We start from the raw sequence: 15,774 nt of genomic DNA on the forward strand, positions 1-15,774 counted from the left end.
GGTCACCAGCTGAAGGTCCGGTCGACGGCGTCCAGGACGCGGTCGAGGTCGGGCAGGTAGTGGTCCTCCAGCCGGGACGGCGGGTACGGCGTGGACATGCCGCCGACGCGCAGCACCGGCGATTCCAGCCGGTAGAAGCAGCGTTCGGTGATCCGCGCCGCGAGCTCCGCGCCGAAACCGCTGAAGACCGGGGCCTCGTGGACGACCACGCACCGCCCGGTCCGGTTCACCGACGCGGTGATCGTGTCGATGTCCAGGGGGTTCAGGGAGCGCAGGTCGATGACCTCCAGGGAGCGCCCGTCCTCGGCCGCCGCCGCGGCGGCCTCCACGCAGGTCTTCACCGACGGCCCCCAAGCGAGGACGGTCACGTGCTCGCCCGGCGTGACGACCTGCGCGTCGTGCAGGGGAGTCCAGCTCGAAGCGGCGGACTCGACGTCCACCGACGCCTTCTCCCAGTAGCGCCGCTTCGGCTCGAAGAAGATCACAGGGTCCGGGGAGGAGATCGCCTGCTGGATCATCGTGAACGCGTCACCGGGGTTCGAGCAGGACACGACCCGTAGTCCGGCGGTGTGCGTGAAGTACACCTCGGGGGATTCGGAGTGGTGCTCGACCGCGCCGATGCCGCCGCCACACGGAATCCGGATCACGACCGGCACCTGCGTCGTGCCGAGCGACCGCAGGTGCATCTTCGACAGCTGCGTGATGATCTGGTCGGCAGCGGGGAACACGAACCCGTCGAACTGGATCTCCACGACGGGACGGTAGCCGCGCAGCGCCAGGCCGATCGCGGTGCCGACGATGCCGGACTCGGCGAGCGGCGTGTCGATCACCCGCTCCTCGCCGAAGTCCTTCTGGAGGCCGTCGGTCACCCGGAACACGCCGCCGAGCTTGCCGACGTCCTCGCCCATGACGACGACCTTGGGGTCGTTCTCCATGGCCTTGCGCAGGCCCTCGTTGATGCCCTTGGCCAGGCTGATGGTCTCCGCGCTCATCGGGCCGTCCCCTCGTCCTCGAACGACGCCAGGTAGGCGGCGAACTGCTCCTGCTCCTCGGTCATCATCGGGTGCGGCTCGGCGTACACGTGCTCGAAGATCGCCGAGGGCTCCGGGTCGGGCAGCGCGAGGCAGGCCTTGCGCAGCTCGGTCGCCATCCGCTTGGCCTCGGCCTCGACGTCGTCGAAGAACGCCTGGTCGGCCTCGCCCTCCTTGAGCAGGTACTTCTTGACGCGCTCGATCGGGTCCTTGGCCTTCCAGGCCTCTTCCTCGGCCTTGAGGCGGTAGCGGGTCGGGTCGTCCGTCGTGGTGTGGGCGCCCATCCGGTACGTGTACGCCTCGATCAGCGTCGGGCCCTGTCCTTCGCGCGCGTGCGCGAGGGACTTCTGTGTGACGGCGAGACAGGCGAACACGTCGTTGCCGTCCACCCGGACGCCCGGGAAGCCGAAGCCCTGCGCGCGCTGGTACAGCGGGATCCGGGACTGCTTCTCCAGCGGCTCGGAGATCGCCCACTGGTTGTTCTGGCAGAAGAACACGATCGGCGCGTTGAACACGCTGGCGAACACGAACGACTCGTTCACGTCGCCCTGGGACGTCGCGCCGTCGCCGAAGTAGGCGATGGTCGCGCCGGCCTTGTCGCTGCCCAGCACGCCGTCACGCTGGATGCCCATGGCGTAGCCGGTCGCGTGCAGCGTCTGCGAGCCGATCACGATGGTGTACAGGTGGAAGCCGTGCTCCTTGGGGTCCCAACCGCCGTGGTTGACGCCCCGGAACAGGCCGAGCAGGTTGAGCGGTGGCACGTTCCGGCAGTAGGCGACGGCGTGCTCCCGGTAGGTGGGGAACACCATGTCGGTGTCGGTCAGCGCCCGCCCGGACCCGATCTGCGCGGCCTCCTGGCCGAGCAGGGATGCCCAGATGCCGAGTTCGCCCTGCCGGGTGAGGGCCACGGCCTCAAGGTCGATCCGCCGGACGGTGACCAGGTCGCGGTACAGCCCGCGGACCTGCTCCGCCGTGATGTCCAGCGGGTAGTCGGGATGGTCGACGCGCTCACCCTCCGGGGTGAGCAGCTGCACGAGTTCGGAGTCGGCCAGCCCGCCGGTGCCCGGCGCGCCGCGCACGGAGTCGATCGTCATTGATGACACTCCTCGTTCGGGGCCGGTCCCCGGGATCGCCGCGAACCGACCGACCTCAGTGGCCTTCTTCCCCCGGGTAAAAGGGGACGAATTGCCGCTCATGCCATCGTGGCAGACATCACACCCATGAACGCAAGACCCTGCTTACAAGGTTCCCTACCCCACCCAGCCCCCCGTCACCCGACAACCACCCCAGGTGACGACACCGCCCCGCACACGCCACCCAGGGGAACGGCGAGGTGACGATCTGCAAGGAAGGCGGACGCGCCGAAAACGCGGGCGCGGCCGTGTCTCTCCGCGGCTGGGATTTGCAGCGCCAAGGATGCTCGCGCGCACTGGCAGCTACTCAGGGCGACCACTGGTTGACGCAGTGAAAGTGGCGACTGTGGGAAGGGGACTCCGGCCCCTGCCGTCAGGCGAGGATGAGCGTGACGGGCCGTCCCGCGGGCGAGACGGTCTGGCCGATCGTGGTGCGGTCGGCGATGGGCGGGGCGTTTCTGCGCCGGTCGAAGACGATGAGCGTGCCCGTGTCGAGGCCGAGGTTGTCCAGGTAGCCGTCCAGTTGGACGAGGCCCTTGGCGACCTGGTCGCCGGACTTGTCCGTCCGGACCTTGAGTTCAAAAGCCGAGAGTTGGACGGCCCGGCGTCCGTGTTCGTCCAGGTGGGGCTTGCGGACGGCGATGTCCACGCGGTCGCGCCCGACGGCGCACTCACGGTCGATGAAGCCGCCGCCGTTCACCACCCGCTGGAGGAAGGCCATGAAGACCAGCTGGCAGGCGAACTCGTGGTAGGTCTCGCGCTTGTCCAGGATCTCCCCGTTGGCCTTCCAGAAAGCGACGAACTCCGTGAGGAGGCGGGGAATGTCGAGCCGTCCATCCGGGAGAAGGAAGGCGCGCGGGTCGGCGTCGATCGACGCCTCCACGCCCTGCGAAAGCACCCGGACGACGACCTCCTGGTAGATCGGGTTGGCGATCTGGACCGGCCTGGCGCGCGAGACCAGCCCGAGATCGCGGACGAACGAGAGGTCGTCGTTGTACCGCTCGTCCAGTGGAAGGATCGTCCCGGCCAGGATCGGCTCGATGACCCGATGCACTCGAGGTTCGCCGAGCCGGTCGACCAGCGAGTCCAGATGGGTGGCGCGCTCAAGGATGAGCCGCTCGACCGCCTCGTCCATATGAGCGTCGGTGATCGGCTCGGACATCGGCACCCGCATGTAACGCGTGATGTGCCGGGCCAGCGCGTTCACCAGCCAAGGCTGTCCCTGACTGGCCTCGAAAGCGCGCTGGACAGCCCGCGCCTCGAACTCCTGCCCGGTCTCCTTGGTGTGCTGGCCGTAAAGATCGGCGACCTCACCGAAGGTGAAATCGCTGAGCCGTAGCGACGCGGCCTTGATGTTCCAGTCGCGGACGTCCCGCAGCCCACACAGCGCCACCGAATGCGGAAACGCTCCCTGATTCGTCGTGTATCCACTGCGGAGCTGGCTCAGAACACTGACCAGGCTCGTTCCGGTCAGCCCGTCGATCTCGTCGAAGAACAGAACCAATGGCCGAGGCGAACGCCGGGCCCAGGCAGTCAACGCGGCCTGAACCCGCGAGCCGCGTACCGCGTCGGGCCGAACCGCAGGCGGGAGACAGTCAGGTGGGACGTCCAATGCAACGCACGCCTCGCGAATCGCCGTCAACACCAGTCTTTCGGCGGACGCGTAGTCGTCCCCGGCGACCTTGGCCTCCTCGCAGGAGAAGTGGACGGCCAGGTATCGGCCTTCGGCGGTGAGTTCGCGGGCGAGGGCGGCGAGAGTCGTGGTCTTCCCCGTCTGCCGGGGCGCGTGCAGGACGAAGTACAAGCCGTCCTCGATCAACTCGCGGGCCTCGGGGAGGCGCGGCTCCGGCGGCAGCATGTGGTGCTGACCGGGACGACATGGCCCCGCGACGTTGAAGAATTTCACGCTCTGCACGCTATCCGTCACGCTATGCGCGGCTGGTGGGCTTGCATGGATTCCATGGATGTCATCGTGCGTTGAGGTCCTCGTTGCACTGGACGATGACCTCGACCAGTTCGGCGACGTCCTCCAGGGGATAGCGGACGGTGCCGGTGCGGGGAGTCGTCAGGAGCAGGCCACCGGCTCTCGCCCACAGGGTGATCTCCGGACGGATGGACAGGACGGCCATGTTCCATCCCTCGCAGCGATGGATGGTGTCGACGCCTCGCGCGAGCAACTCGGCCTCCAAGGCTCGCGCGGCTTCGCGGCAGTCGATCGGTTCCTGCGGCACGAAAGGCCCGGGGACGCCGGACGCGAACGGCAGGGTGAAATAGACGGCCTTGCCGGGGACTGCGACGCCGCCGAGACGGGCCGTCGTGCGGTGAACGCCCCAGGCGCCCCGGTGCTCTTGCGCAAGTGCGTCCACGATCCCGAGGCCCCGCCCGCTCTCGGCTTCGAGGTCGGAGAAGCAGGGGTCCTTGAGCAGCGGACCGCGCCAGGGGGACGTGTCGAAGATCTTGGTGACCAGCTCGCTGCGTCCGTTGCGGAGGTAGAGGTAGATCTCCGGCAGGCCGACAGGACCGGTGGTGATGGGAGCCTGCCGGCCATAGGCGTGCACGTACACGTTCGTCGCGATCTCCGAAACGGCTGTGCACGCGTCGTCGACCGTCCCGGCCGGGAGCCCGAGCTCGAACATGACCTCCCGGACATGCCGACGCGCTCGTCCGGCACAGGACTCGTCGGGAGGCAGGGTCCACGTCACGCACCTGCCCCCGGCCACCGCGTCGGCCGCCATCCGCCGCGCGACGGCCCGCTCGTCAGAAGCCCACATGCCATCCCCGTCTCGTGATCGTCGTTTCACGGAGTGTCACTGACTCCTGCATGGTGACCGACGGTGATGGAGTGTTCAAGTTGGATTGAAAAATTTCACTCGAACTTCTGAAGTTCTGTGATCGCCTGCCGCCGATCATCTGGTGGAGGCACACTGTGCGCATGGTTGATCGCCCTACGATTCGCACCAGGCGGCTTGCAGCGGAACTGCGCAGGCTGCGGGAGCGCTCGACGATGAATCTCGACCAAGTGGTCGCCACTCTGCTGGGGTCCGGGGAAGGGCGATGGTCAACCGCCAAGCTCTCGCGTATCGAGACTGCGCGACAGCTCGTCCGCGTTGATGAACTTGAGCGATTGCTTGACGTCTACGGGGTCGAGGCGGAGCGGCGAGAGAGCCTGCGTTCCCTGGTGCGCGCGGCACGTCGCAGAGGTTGGTGGGATGCCTATGCTGACACCATCAGTGAGGACGTCGCGGACGGGGTCAGTCTCGAGGCTGAGGCGAGGTCGATCCGGACATTCGATGGCAGCGTGGTGCACGGGCTGCTGCAGACCGATGACTACTCCCGAGAGGTCATCCGGGTCGGCCTGATGCAGTTCGCTTCAAGTGCCGAGGTCGAGCGTCGGGTCGAGGTTCACCGCGAGCGGCGCAGGGGACTGCACGCGCGAGCGCCAGAGCCGATACGACTCTGGTCGATCATCGAAGAGGGGGTCCTGCGCAGGTCGGTTGGTACTGGTGCCCTGATGCATGAGCAGTGCAAGAGACTGGCCGAGCTTGCCGGGCTGCCGAACGTGATGCTTCAGGTTCTGCCGTTCGGATCGGGTGCGCATCCTGGCATGACCGGCGGTTTCTCGATCTTGGAGTTTTCCGATCCGCATCTCCCGGACGTGGTCAGCGTGGACGTCAGGCCGGGAGTTATGTACGTGGAGAATGACGCGCAGGTCTACCACTATTCTCTTGCTTTCAATCAACTGGCCATGAGCGCTCTTGGGGTGGATGAGTCACAAGAATTCATCTCTGATCTGGCGGAATCGCAGACGAGATGACAATATGCACATATGGGATATGTGATCATCTCTGAGTGGAAGCGCAGTTCCCACTCGGGGGACTCTATGAACTGCATCGAGGTAGCTCAAAGCGCCTGGCGGCGGAGCTCATGGTCGGCCGATGGGCCGAACTGCGTGGAGGTCGCCGCGGACCGTGCCTGGCGGCGCAGTTCCCACTCTGCTGAGGGGGCCAACTGCGTGGAGGTTGCAGTTCCGCTCGCGAGGCGCGGGCTCGCTGTTCGGGACTCGAAGGATCCGCTCGGACCCGTGCTCCTGGTGGATGCGTCGTCGTTCCGGGGCCTGCTCGACCAGGCGAGGGCGCGCTCGATGAGTTGATGCTCTTGAAGGCTGGGCTGGCGGACGGTCGATTAGCGGGATATCCACGGAGTATGGATAGCGAGGAAGGTGCCGTCTGGCGGCGGAGTTCGTGGTCAGGCGAAGGAATGAACTGCGTGGAGGTTGCTGCGCCCTCTGCCTGGCAGCGGAGTTCTCACTCGGCCGATGGGCCGAACTGCGTGGAGGTGGCTGTGCCGTGCGCTTCACGGGCGTTGGCCGTTCGGGATTCGAAGGATCCGGACGGGGTGGTGCTCCCGGTGGACGTCACGTCGTTCCGGGGGGTGCTTGAGCAGGTGAGGACGCGCTGACTGGGACGCTCGGCAGGGCTCGGCCGGTGGTGGCCGTGGTCATTCGCCGGGTGTCAGGATGCGGGCGGCTCTCGAGAGCCTGCGGTTGATCTCGGTGGCGTCGAAGGCTGAGGGGGCCAGTTCGTCCGGTGAATCCAGGCCCAGTCACCCGAGCGCGTCCTGGTGGGTGACGCCGGGCGGGCGTCACCCACGGGGGCGCGGCGGCGGGGTCGGTTATTCGCGGGAGAGGGCTCGGGTGATGCCGGCGGCGGCGGTGAAGCCGAGGACGAGGCCGAGGATGGAGATCGTGTAGGCGACCCACTGGTCGATGCCCTTGGGGGCGTACTCGACGGTCAGGCCGATGTTCCCGATCGGGAGGATCAGGTCGACCGTGTACCAGAGCGAGTTGAAGTGCGGGTTCTGGCCGGTGTCCAGCGCCGGCGGGTGCCGGAAGTGGAAGTAGAGCGAGCCGAAGACGATCAGTCCGATCAGCCAGGACGCGGCGCGGAACGGCAGGTAGCCGTAGCCGACCAGGGCCTCCTGGAGCCAGCCGATCGCCTTGCGCGCCGGGCCCTGGGAGGCGCGGCGGTCGCGGGACTTGGCGAGCAGGACGGCCCGTCCGTCGGCGTCGAGGCCGAGCGTGCGGTAGGCGGCGGCGAGGCGCTCGTAGGGCTGCGGGGCGTATCCGTCGGTGTCGCGGTGCAGCCAGTTCAGGCGCTGCCGCGCGTTGAGGGCCGGGTCGAGGTTGTCGTACTGGAAGCCGTCCAGCTGGAGGCGTTCGGGCCAGGTCCGCGGGTCGTCGCGGAACAGGCTGATCTTGGCGTAGGAGAAGTCGACCGTGCCGCGGACGGGCTCGGTCGGGCGCAGCAGCACCTCCTCCGCCTGGAGGCGCTGGAGGCTGAGCGCCGTCCCCTCCTTCACGCCCAGGCGCGCGTCGCGCAGGCTCAGCTGGCCGGTGACGCGCGCCCCGGCGAACGACACCGTCCCGTCCGCGGCGAAGCCGTCCGAGCAGTACACGTCGGTCTCGACGCCGAGGTCGTCGGCGTTCAGGGCCGTCCCGGACGGGTGGGACAGCTCGGCGCCCACGAACGACAGGTAGCCGCCGACGCGCGCGCCGCGCATCCGCAGCTCGCCCTGCGCCGAGAAGCCGCCGTCGCAGAACACGTTCGCCGCGACGTCCAGCCGGGACGCGTAGAGCGCGACGCCGCCCGGGTTGTGCAGCCGCGCCTCCCGGAAGATCAGCTGGCCGCCGACCCGCGCGCCCGGCAGCCGCACCTCGCCCTGGGCGGTGAACCCCCGGTCGCAGTAGACGTTGGCGTCCACCACCATCCGGTCGGCGAGCAGCGCGTCGCCCTGCGGGTTGGTCAGGTACACCCCGGACATGTTGAGGATGCCGCTGATGTGCGCCCCGTCCAGCCACAGCCCGCCGTGGACGCGGCTGCCCTCCAGCCACAGGTGCCCGTCGATCCGCGTCCCGGACGCGACCAACCCCGGCAGGCGGCAGCGCATCAGGTGGACGCTGTTCATCTGCGCCCAGTACAGGTGCGGGGCCTCGTCGAACACGCAGCCGGTCAGCGCCAGCGGCACCGACACCTGCGCGTGCCCGAGGTTCAGCGACCCGGTGATCCGCGCGCCCGACAGCCGCACCCCCGGAACCTGCCCCGGGGACGGGTCGACCGCGCCGAGCAGCAGCGCCACGAGGACCTCCGCCCGGACGGTCCGGTTCGGGCCCCAGTGCGCGACCTGGTCGCTGACGGTCGGGTCGCCGCCGGTCAGGTCCACCGCCTCGCCGCGGGGGAACGCCTCCCACAGCTTGCGCTCCGCGGGCGACAACTCCTCGATGTTCATGGGCGCTCCTGGGGGATGGGGGCGGTCGGGGGGCGGGGCTTGCGGCATGTGCCCTGCCATGGTGCCGTACGCTTCACTTTCGTAGGTAGGCGCAGATCAATGAGGGGGCGGTCGTGGCGCGCGTCGTCGTAGACGTCATGCTGAAGCCGGAAATCCTGGACCCGCAGGGCCAGGCGATCGCCCGCAAGCTCCCGCAGCTGGGCTTCGAGGGCGTGGCGGCCGTCCGCCAGGGCAAGCGGTTCGAGCTGGAGCTCGACGGCCCGGCCGACGAGGCCGCGCTCGAGGAGGTCCGCAAGATCGCGGAGACCATGCTGGCGAACCCGGTCATCGAGACCTTCGAGGTCCACGCGCTCTGACGCGTGCCCGTCCGGCCCGCGGCCGGACGACCCGAGGTCGCCGAACCGAGGCCGGGCGGGCCCGCATCGTCCGTCCGGCCTGGCAGGACGGCCTCCGAGTACCCGGCCGGAGCCGTGGGGCCGCGAGTGGTCGGTCACCTTCGCGGCGGCCCGGACGAGAATGTGGCGCGTTCCACAAACCCGCGTCACCGATCAGTCGATCAGACTTTTCCTTCGTCTCACGCTCACGTCACGTAAAGACCCGACGGCCTGGCGATTACGGTGCTTTTCGCCAGGGAAGCCTTACATGAGTTGAGACGTTGTCAGCGAGCGCGCTCCGGACCGAGTCCGCGCACTGCGGGACGCGGCCCGGGGGACGGACCGAGGTGCCCGGTGGACATGAAGTTCTCCCTCGCGTTGCCCCGCGAAGCCCTGAGCATCCCCGTCGTCAGACGAGTGGTCGGCGACGCGCTCCGCGGGCTCGGCGTCTCCGAGGACTGCGTCTCCGACATCCTCGTCGCGACGTCCGAAGCGTGCACCAACGTCGTCCAGCACGCCCGCAACAGCACCGACTACGAGGTGGTCGGGCACGTCGCGGGCGGGGTCTGCCTCCTGCGGATCCTCGACTGGGGGCGCGGCTCCCGGCAGGCGTCCGACCCGTCCTCGGGCGCCGGATCGCCATCCGACACGTCCTCTTCCTTCGACGCCTCCGGATCTTTCGACGGCCCCGGACGCCGCGACGAATCCGGCCCGTTCGAGGGCCCCGGGCCGTTCGACGAACCCGGCCCGTTCGACGCTTCCGGGCCTTTTGACGCGCCCGCGCCGTTCGACGCGTCGGGCGGTCCGTTCGACCCGGGAACTTTGCGCGAGTCAGGACGCGGACTTAGGATCATGCGGGCCCTGGTCGACGAATTGAGCATCGAATCCGCTCCCGACCGGGGCACCGTCGTCCAGATGCACAAGCGGCTGACCTGGCGAGACGAGGCGCTGATCCGACGACTGGAGCACCGCCTGGCACGCAGCGCCGGGTAGATTGGGACACGCGCGGGGGGATTGTGACGCGCGCGCGGGAGTGAACGGCGGCGAAGAGCTGCAGCCCAGGGCTGGAACCGCCCGTCCCGGCCGCCCTCATTTCGGAGGAATGACAACAGATGGACGCTGCCCGGGTTGGGGTCATCACCTTCCCTGGTTCTCTCGACGACCGTGACGCCGCTCGGGCCGTGCGGCTCGCGGGGGCCGAACCGGTCGCACTGTGGCACGCCGACCACGACCTCCAAGGGGTCGACGCGGTCGTGCTGCCGGGAGGATTCTCCTATGGGGACTACCTGCGCGCGGGCGCCATCGCCCGGTTCGCGCCGATCATGACCGAACTGGTCGGGGCCGCGCGTGCGGGCCTGCCCGTGCTCGGCATCTGCAACGGCTTCCAGGTGCTGTGCGAGTCGCGCCTGCTGCCGGGCGCGCTGCTGCCCAACGCCGGGCTGCACTTCGTCTGCCGCGACCAGCGGCTCCGCGTCGACAACGCCGACACCGCCTGGACCTCGGAGTACCGGTCCGGCCAGGAGGTCGTGATCCCGATCAAGAACGCGGACGGGCGGTACGTCGCCGACGACGACACGATCGCCGAGCTGGAGGCGACCGGACGGATCGTCGCGCGCTACCTCGACGTCAACCCGAACGGCTCGCAGAACGACATCGCGGGCATCACCAACGAGGCGGGGAACGTGGTCGGCCTCATGCCGCACCCCGAACACGCCGTGGAGTCCCTCACGGGGCCGTCCGCCGACGGTCTCGGTTTCTTCACCTCGATCGTCAAGAGACTGGTCAACGCATGAGCGAGCAGCGCCCCGACAAGTCCGGCGCGAGCCACGAGGAGGCGACCCTCGAGTGGTTCGCCGACCTCAAGGACGACTCCGACGACCCCGAGCTGCAGCCCGTCGACCCGTCGGTGACCCAGGCGTTCAAGGCGGTCGTGGACGAGGCCGACGCCGCGCCCTCGACCGGCCCGATCCCCGGTGTGCCGAGTGACGAGCAGGCCCCCGGCCTGCCCGTCGGAGTGCCCGCCGAGCAGGCCGTCCAGCAGGTTCCCCTCCCGGACGAGGCGTCCGACGACACCCCGCTGCCCCCGCCCCCGGCCACCCCCGACCCCGACCTCGTCCGCGCGATGCTGGACGAGGCCGGCGACGTCCCCGTCCCCGGCCTCGACGAGCCGGCCGCCGCGCACGGCGCGTCCGGCCAGCGGGCCGCCGCGTCCGGTCCGGGTGCGGTGCCGCACACCGGCTCCGGCTCGCAGGGCGCGTCCGGCGCGTCCCCGCTGGGCTCGCCGGTCCCGGGCGCGAACCCGCCGGCCGTGATCTTCCCGGACCCGCAGGCCGCCGCGCTGTTCGCCGCGGCCGCCGCCGCCGGCAACGCGGGCGGCCCGGCCGTCCCGCAGCAGCCGACCTTCGGTTCCGGCCTCGACTCCGGCCCGCTCGGCCAGGGCTTCGGCGAGAACCGCGTCCCGCAGGACGCGCAGGCGCCCGCCGCCGGCGCGCTGGCCGCCTCCGCGCTGGACGCGTCGCCGCTGGCGAGCGGCGGCCCGGGCTCCGGCGCGCAGCCGGCCTTCGTCCCCGGCGCGCCGTTCGCCGCGTCCAACACGGGCCCGCAGCCCGCGTTCGGCTCGCACACCGGACCGCAGCCTGCGTTCGGCTCGAACACGGGCCCGCAGCCTGCCGTTGGTTCGAACACGGGTCCGCAGCCCGCGGTTGGGGCCAACACCGGCCCGCAGCCCGCGTTCGGGTCGAACACAGGCCCGCAGCCTGCCGTCGGGTCGAACACCGGCCCGCAGCATGCGGTTGGGGCCAACACCGGCCCGCAGCCCGCGGTCGGCTCGAACACCGGTCCGCAGCACGCCGTCGGCTCCAACACGGGCCCGCAGCCGGCCGTCTCGGACGACCCGTCCGCCAGCCCGACCGCCGCGCTCGTCGCGATGGCGCAGGGCCAGGCGCAGCAGGCCCCGGCCCAGCCGGAGCCGCCGCGGCCCGCGCCCGCCCGCCGGTTCGAGCCCGAGCAGGGCACCGACACCGTCGAGATCGCGCTCCGGACGCCCGACAAGCCGCAGCCGTGGGCCGAGCTCGGCATGGCCGAGGACGAGTACCGGCGCGTCCGGGACATCCTCGGCCGCCGCCCGACCTCCTCCGAGCTGGCGATCTACTCGGTGATGTGGTCGGAGCACTGCTCCTACAAGTCGTCCAAGGTGCACCTGCGCCAGTTCGGCGAGAAGGCCCCGCAGACCGACGCGCTGCTCGTCGGCATGGGCGAGAACGCCGGCGTCGTCGACGTCGGCCAGGGCTGGGCGGTGACCTTCAAGGTCGAGTCGCACAACCACCCGTCCTACGTCGAGCCCTACCAGGGCGCCGCGACCGGCGTCGGCGGCATCGTCCGCGACATCATGTCGATGGGCGCGCGGCCCGTCGCCGTCATGGACGCGCTGCGGTTCGGCCCGGCCGACGCCCCCGACACCCACCGCGTCCTGCCGGGCGTGGTCGCGGGCGTCGGCGGCTACGGCAACTCGCTGGGCCTCCCGAACATCGGCGGCGAGACCGTCTTCGACGCCTGCTACGCCGCGAACCCGCTGGTCAACGCGCTCTGCGTGGGCGTGATGAAGCACGAGGACATCAAGCTCGCCGCGGCCCCCGGCCCCGGCAACCAGGTGATCCTCTTCGGCGCGATGACCGGCCCGGACGGCATCGGCGGCGCGTCCGTGCTCGCCTCGGCGAGCTTCGACGACGCCTCTCAGGCCAAGCGGCCGAGCGTGCAGGTCGGCGACCCGTTCATGGAGAAGCTGCTGATCGAGTGCTGCCTGGAGCTGTTCCGGGCGGACCTGGTCGTCGGCATCCAGGACCTCGGCGCCGCGGGCGTGTCCTGCGCGACGACCGAACTCGCCGCGGCCGGCACCGGCGGCATGGCCGTCGACCTCGACGCCGTCCCGCTGCGCGACCGGAGCCTGCGCGCCGAAGAGATCCTCATGTCGGAGTCGCAGGAGCGGATGATGGCGGTCGTCGAGCCCGCCAAGGTCGAGGCGTTCCTGGCGATCTGCGCCAAGTACGAGATCCCCGCCACGGTCATCGGCGAGGTCACCGACACCGGACGCCTCACCATGACCTGGCGCGGCGAGACGATCGTGGACATCCCGCCGGTCACCGCCGCCGACGAGGGCCCGGTCTACGAGCGGCCGATCGCGCCGCCCGCCGACCTCGCCGCGATCCAGTCGGACACGCCCGGACGGCTCACCCGGCCGTCCAACGGCGACGAGATCCGCCGGACGGTCCTGTGGCTCGCCGGGTCCCCGAACCTGGCCAGCAAGACCTGGGTGACCTCGCAGTACGACCGGTACGTGCTCGGCAACACGGTCCTGGCGATGCCGGAGGACGCGGGCGTCGTCCGCATCGACGACGCGTCCGGGCTCGGCATCGCGCTGTCGCTGGACGGCAACGGCCGCTACACCCGGCTCGACCCGTACGCGGGCGCGCAGCTCGCGCTGTCCGAGGCGTACCGGAACGTGGCCGCCACGGGCGCCCGCCCGCTCGCGGTGACCAACTGCCTGAACTTCGGCTCGCCGGAGGACCCGGGCGTCATGTGGCAGTTCGCGCAGGCCGTCGAGGGCCTCGCGGACGGCTGCCGCTACCTCGGTACCCCGGTCACCGGCGGCAACGTCTCGTTCTACAACCAGACCGGCGACCAGGCGATCAACCCGACCCCGGTGATCGGCGTCCTCGGCGTGCACGACGACGTCCGCCGCCGGGTGAACATGGCGTTCGTGACCGAGGGCGCGACGATCGCCCTGCTCGGCGAGACCCGCGAGGAGTTCGGCGGGTCCGAATGGGCGCACGTCGTCTACGGCCACCTGGGCGGCCTGCCGCCGAAGGTGGACCTGGCCGCCGAGGCCGCCCTGGCGTCCGTGCTGGTCGCCGCCGCCCGCGACGGCCTGCTCGTCGCGGCGCACGACCTGTCGGACGGCGGCCTGTCCCAGGCGCTCGTCGAGTCCTGCCTGCGCGGCGGCCTCGGCGCGCAGATCACGCTGCACGGCGACCCGTTCGTCCAGCTGTTCAGCGAGTCGGTCGCGCGGGCCGTCGTGGCGATCCGTCCGGGCGCGGAGGCCCGTGTCGCGGCCCTGTGCGAGCAGGCGGGCGTCCCGGTGAGCCAGCTCGGCATCGTCGGCGGCGACGCGCTCACCGTCAACGGCGGCGACCAGCAGGAGGTCTTCTCGATCTCCCTGGCCGACCTCCGCGAGGCGCACGAGCGCACCCTGCCCAGCTACGCGAGCTGACAAGGCGCATAGGGAAGCCCCGGGCCCGGCGGGTCCGGGGCTTTCCCTTTCGTCTACTCACCGAGGGCGAGGCGGAGGCCGAAGGCGGCGATGACCCCGCCGGTGACGCGGTCCAGGAGCCTGCGCGCGGACGGTTTGGCCAGCCAGGAGCGCATCGCGTGCGCGAACGTGACGAGCACCGCCGACCAGACGAGCCCGAACGCGACGTGCATGCCGGCCAGGGCCATCCCGAACGGGAAGTGCGGCACGTCCGCCGGGATGAACTGCGGCAGCAGCGCCATGTAGAACGCGCCGACCTTCGGGTTGAGCAGGTTCGTCAGCGCGCCGCGCCGCCAGCCGTCCCGCAGCCGGTCGGGCTCGGGCTCGGCGCCCGCGGTCAGGGCCTCGGGGAGGCGTCGCCAGCTCGTCCACAGCATGTGCAGGCCCATCCACATGAGGTACGCGGCGCCGACCCAGCGCAGCGCCGTGTACGCGAGATGTGAGGCCGTGAGCAGCGCGGTGACGCCGAGGGACGCGAACGCGCCCCAGACGAGCGTCCCGGTCTGGATCCCGAGGACGACACCCCAGGCGCGGCGCCGCTGCCCGAGCGCGGCGGTCCGCAGGATCAGCGCGGTGTCGAGACCAGGCGTGAGCGTCAGCAACCCGACGACAACGGCGAAAGACCACAAAGCAGTTGAAATTGCCACGGACGGCCAGCCTACCCGCCGTCCAGGGCAGTGAAGAGGCCATACCGGGCAAATCGCCTGACGGTCCTAGGGCAGGTCGGCGATCGCCTTCCGCACCAGGAGCTGGAGGTCCCGCACCTGAGCGTTGAACTCGTCGTCCTTCGCTCCCGCGAAGAAGCCGGGCAGCCGCCGCTTCCGACCGTTCCTGAGCCGCACCTTCGCGATCCGGGTACCGCGGTTTCCGGGGTGGGGATCGACGGTCGCGACGTCCTTCCACCGGACGAACCGGCGCACGAACATTCCGCGCAGGCGCAGCCCGTCCGGCGTGACCTCGGTCCTCCCGAACCGCAGCGCGCCGATGTACAGCATGACCGGCACGAACACGATCGAGAACAGCCCCGCCGCGCCGATCCACGCCTCCACGCCGCGGCCGCCCAGCCCGAACAGCACCGCGAGGGTGCCCCAGACCGGCGTGAAGTAGAACGGCGCTCTCCGTGCGTCCCGCGCCGACCGCGGTGTCAGCTTGAAAATCTGCTCTGTCATGCCATCCCGCCGTACGACAGGTTCCCGATCGCCTCCCGCACCACGTACTGGAAGTCCGCCACCTGTGCGTCGTACTCGGCGTCCTCGGAGGACTCGGTGTAGAAGCCGGGCACCCGCCGCTTCCGCCCGTTCATGAGCAACACCTTCACGACGAAGTACCCCTTGGGACCCCGGTAGGAGTCGACGGTCCTGATCTGCTCCCACCGGACGAACCGACGTACGAACAGGCCGCGCAGCCGCAGTCCGTCCGGCGTGACCTCGGTCTTCCCCGCCAACTGCGCGATGATGTACACCGAGATCGGCACGAAGGGGATCGCGAATATCAGCAGCGCGCCGAGCCGGCCACTGGCGTCGTCGGAGGCCAGTCCGAGCAGTGACCAGGGCAGGCCCCACACCAGGGCGAAGAGGAAGGGCGCTCTCTTCGCCTGCCGCCGAACCCGGGGCGTCAGCCTGTACACCTGCTCCGTCATGCAGCGA

15 protein-coding genes are annotated in these 15,774 nt (G+C 70.2%); 7 read left to right on the forward strand and 8 right to left on the reverse strand.

Annotated features, from left to right (window positions below; translation table 11 throughout):
- Window positions 1-2: 2 nt before the first annotated feature.
- The 4 genes from AB0L06_RS11920 to AB0L06_RS11935 all read right to left on the reverse strand — a co-directional run bounded on the left by AB0L06_RS11920 (window position 3) and on the right by AB0L06_RS11935 (window position 4,935).
- Window positions 3-992, reverse strand: coding sequence for an alpha-ketoacid dehydrogenase subunit beta (locus AB0L06_RS11920; RefSeq protein ID WP_500230961.1), 990 nt, complete (start codon window positions 990-992; stop codon window positions 3-5).
- The gene (gene pdhA, locus AB0L06_RS11925) at window positions 989-2,125 is read right to left on the reverse strand and encodes a pyruvate dehydrogenase (acetyl-transferring) E1 component subunit alpha (protein ID WP_500230962.1); all 1,137 of its coding nucleotides are present in this window, start codon (window positions 2,123-2,125) and stop codon (window positions 989-991) included. The genes AB0L06_RS11920 and pdhA overlap by 4 nt, the downstream gene beginning before the upstream one ends.
- Window positions 2,126-2,537: 412 nt before the next feature.
- On the reverse strand, window positions 2,538-4,070 hold the full coding sequence (locus tag AB0L06_RS11930; protein WP_500230963.1) for an AAA family ATPase: 1,533 nt from the start codon (window positions 4,068-4,070) through the stop codon (window positions 2,538-2,540).
- Between the two features lie 61 nt (window positions 4,071-4,131).
- On the reverse strand, window positions 4,132-4,935 hold the full coding sequence (locus tag AB0L06_RS11935; RefSeq protein WP_500230964.1) for an ATP-binding protein: 804 nt from the start codon (window positions 4,933-4,935) through the stop codon (window positions 4,132-4,134).
- Between the two features lie 161 nt (window positions 4,936-5,096).
- Here AB0L06_RS11935 and AB0L06_RS11940 point away from each other — a divergent pair, with 161 nt between their 5' ends.
- From AB0L06_RS11940 to AB0L06_RS11950, 3 genes are all read left to right on the forward strand, one after another.
- The gene (locus AB0L06_RS11940; protein WP_500230965.1) at window positions 5,097-5,978 is read left to right on the forward strand and encodes a helix-turn-helix domain-containing protein; all 882 of its coding nucleotides are present in this window, start codon (window positions 5,097-5,099) and stop codon (window positions 5,976-5,978) included.
- A 66-nt stretch (window positions 5,979-6,044) separates the two neighbouring features.
- On the forward strand, window positions 6,045-6,314 hold the full coding sequence (locus AB0L06_RS11945; protein WP_500231310.1) for a DUF397 domain-containing protein: 270 nt from the start codon (window positions 6,045-6,047) through the stop codon (window positions 6,312-6,314).
- Between the two features lie 107 nt (window positions 6,315-6,421).
- Entirely contained in the window at window positions 6,422-6,622 is a 201-nt protein-coding gene (locus tag AB0L06_RS11950; RefSeq protein ID WP_500230966.1) for a DUF397 domain-containing protein, read from the forward strand.
- Between the two features lie 213 nt (window positions 6,623-6,835).
- Here AB0L06_RS11950 and AB0L06_RS11955 read toward each other — a convergent pair whose 3' ends face one another.
- Window positions 6,836-8,449, reverse strand: a complete 1,614-nt coding sequence (locus AB0L06_RS11955) for a hypothetical protein (RefSeq protein ID WP_500230967.1) — start codon at window positions 8,447-8,449, stop codon at window positions 6,836-6,838.
- Window positions 8,450-8,562: 113 nt separating this feature from the next.
- Between AB0L06_RS11955 and purS the strand changes: the two genes are divergently transcribed.
- From purS to purL, 4 genes are all read left to right on the forward strand, one after another.
- The gene (purS, locus tag AB0L06_RS11960; RefSeq protein ID WP_500230968.1) at window positions 8,563-8,805 is read left to right on the forward strand and encodes a phosphoribosylformylglycinamidine synthase subunit PurS; all 243 of its coding nucleotides are present in this window, start codon (window positions 8,563-8,565) and stop codon (window positions 8,803-8,805) included.
- A 378-nt stretch (window positions 8,806-9,183) separates the two neighbouring features.
- Window positions 9,184-9,816, forward strand: coding sequence for an ATP-binding protein (locus AB0L06_RS11965; protein ID WP_500230969.1), 633 nt, complete (start codon window positions 9,184-9,186; stop codon window positions 9,814-9,816).
- 119 nt (window positions 9,817-9,935) lie between these two features.
- Window positions 9,936-10,616: a phosphoribosylformylglycinamidine synthase subunit PurQ gene (gene purQ / locus AB0L06_RS11970; RefSeq protein ID WP_500230970.1), complete on the forward strand. Its 681-nt coding sequence runs from the start codon at window positions 9,936-9,938 to the stop codon at window positions 10,614-10,616.
- A 1,235-nt stretch (window positions 10,617-11,851) separates the two neighbouring features.
- Window positions 11,852-14,089, forward strand: a complete 2,238-nt coding sequence (purL, locus tag AB0L06_RS11975) for a phosphoribosylformylglycinamidine synthase subunit PurL (RefSeq protein ID WP_500231311.1) — start codon at window positions 11,852-11,854, stop codon at window positions 14,087-14,089.
- A gap of 53 nt (window positions 14,090-14,142) precedes the next feature.
- Here the strand turns inward: purL and AB0L06_RS11980 are convergent, their stop codons facing one another.
- The 3 genes from AB0L06_RS11980 to AB0L06_RS11990 all read right to left on the reverse strand — a co-directional run bounded on the left by AB0L06_RS11980 (window position 14,143) and on the right by AB0L06_RS11990 (window position 15,767).
- Window positions 14,143-14,775: a LysE family translocator gene (locus tag AB0L06_RS11980; RefSeq protein WP_500230971.1), complete on the reverse strand. Its 633-nt coding sequence runs from the start codon at window positions 14,773-14,775 to the stop codon at window positions 14,143-14,145.
- A 66-nt stretch (window positions 14,776-14,841) separates the two neighbouring features.
- Complete coding sequence (locus AB0L06_RS11985; protein ID WP_500230972.1) at window positions 14,842-15,297, reverse strand: PH domain-containing protein; 456 nt, start codon at window positions 15,295-15,297, stop codon at window positions 14,842-14,844.
- The gene (locus AB0L06_RS11990) at window positions 15,294-15,767 is read right to left on the reverse strand and encodes a PH domain-containing protein (RefSeq protein WP_500230973.1); all 474 of its coding nucleotides are present in this window, start codon (window positions 15,765-15,767) and stop codon (window positions 15,294-15,296) included. The genes AB0L06_RS11985 and AB0L06_RS11990 overlap by 4 nt, the downstream gene beginning before the upstream one ends.
- Window positions 15,768-15,774: the final 7 nt, after the last annotated feature.

Source organism: Spirillospora sp. NPDC052269 (assembly GCF_040679435.1).
Taxonomy (GTDB): Bacteria; Actinomycetota; Actinomycetes; order Streptosporangiales; family Streptosporangiaceae; genus Spirillospora.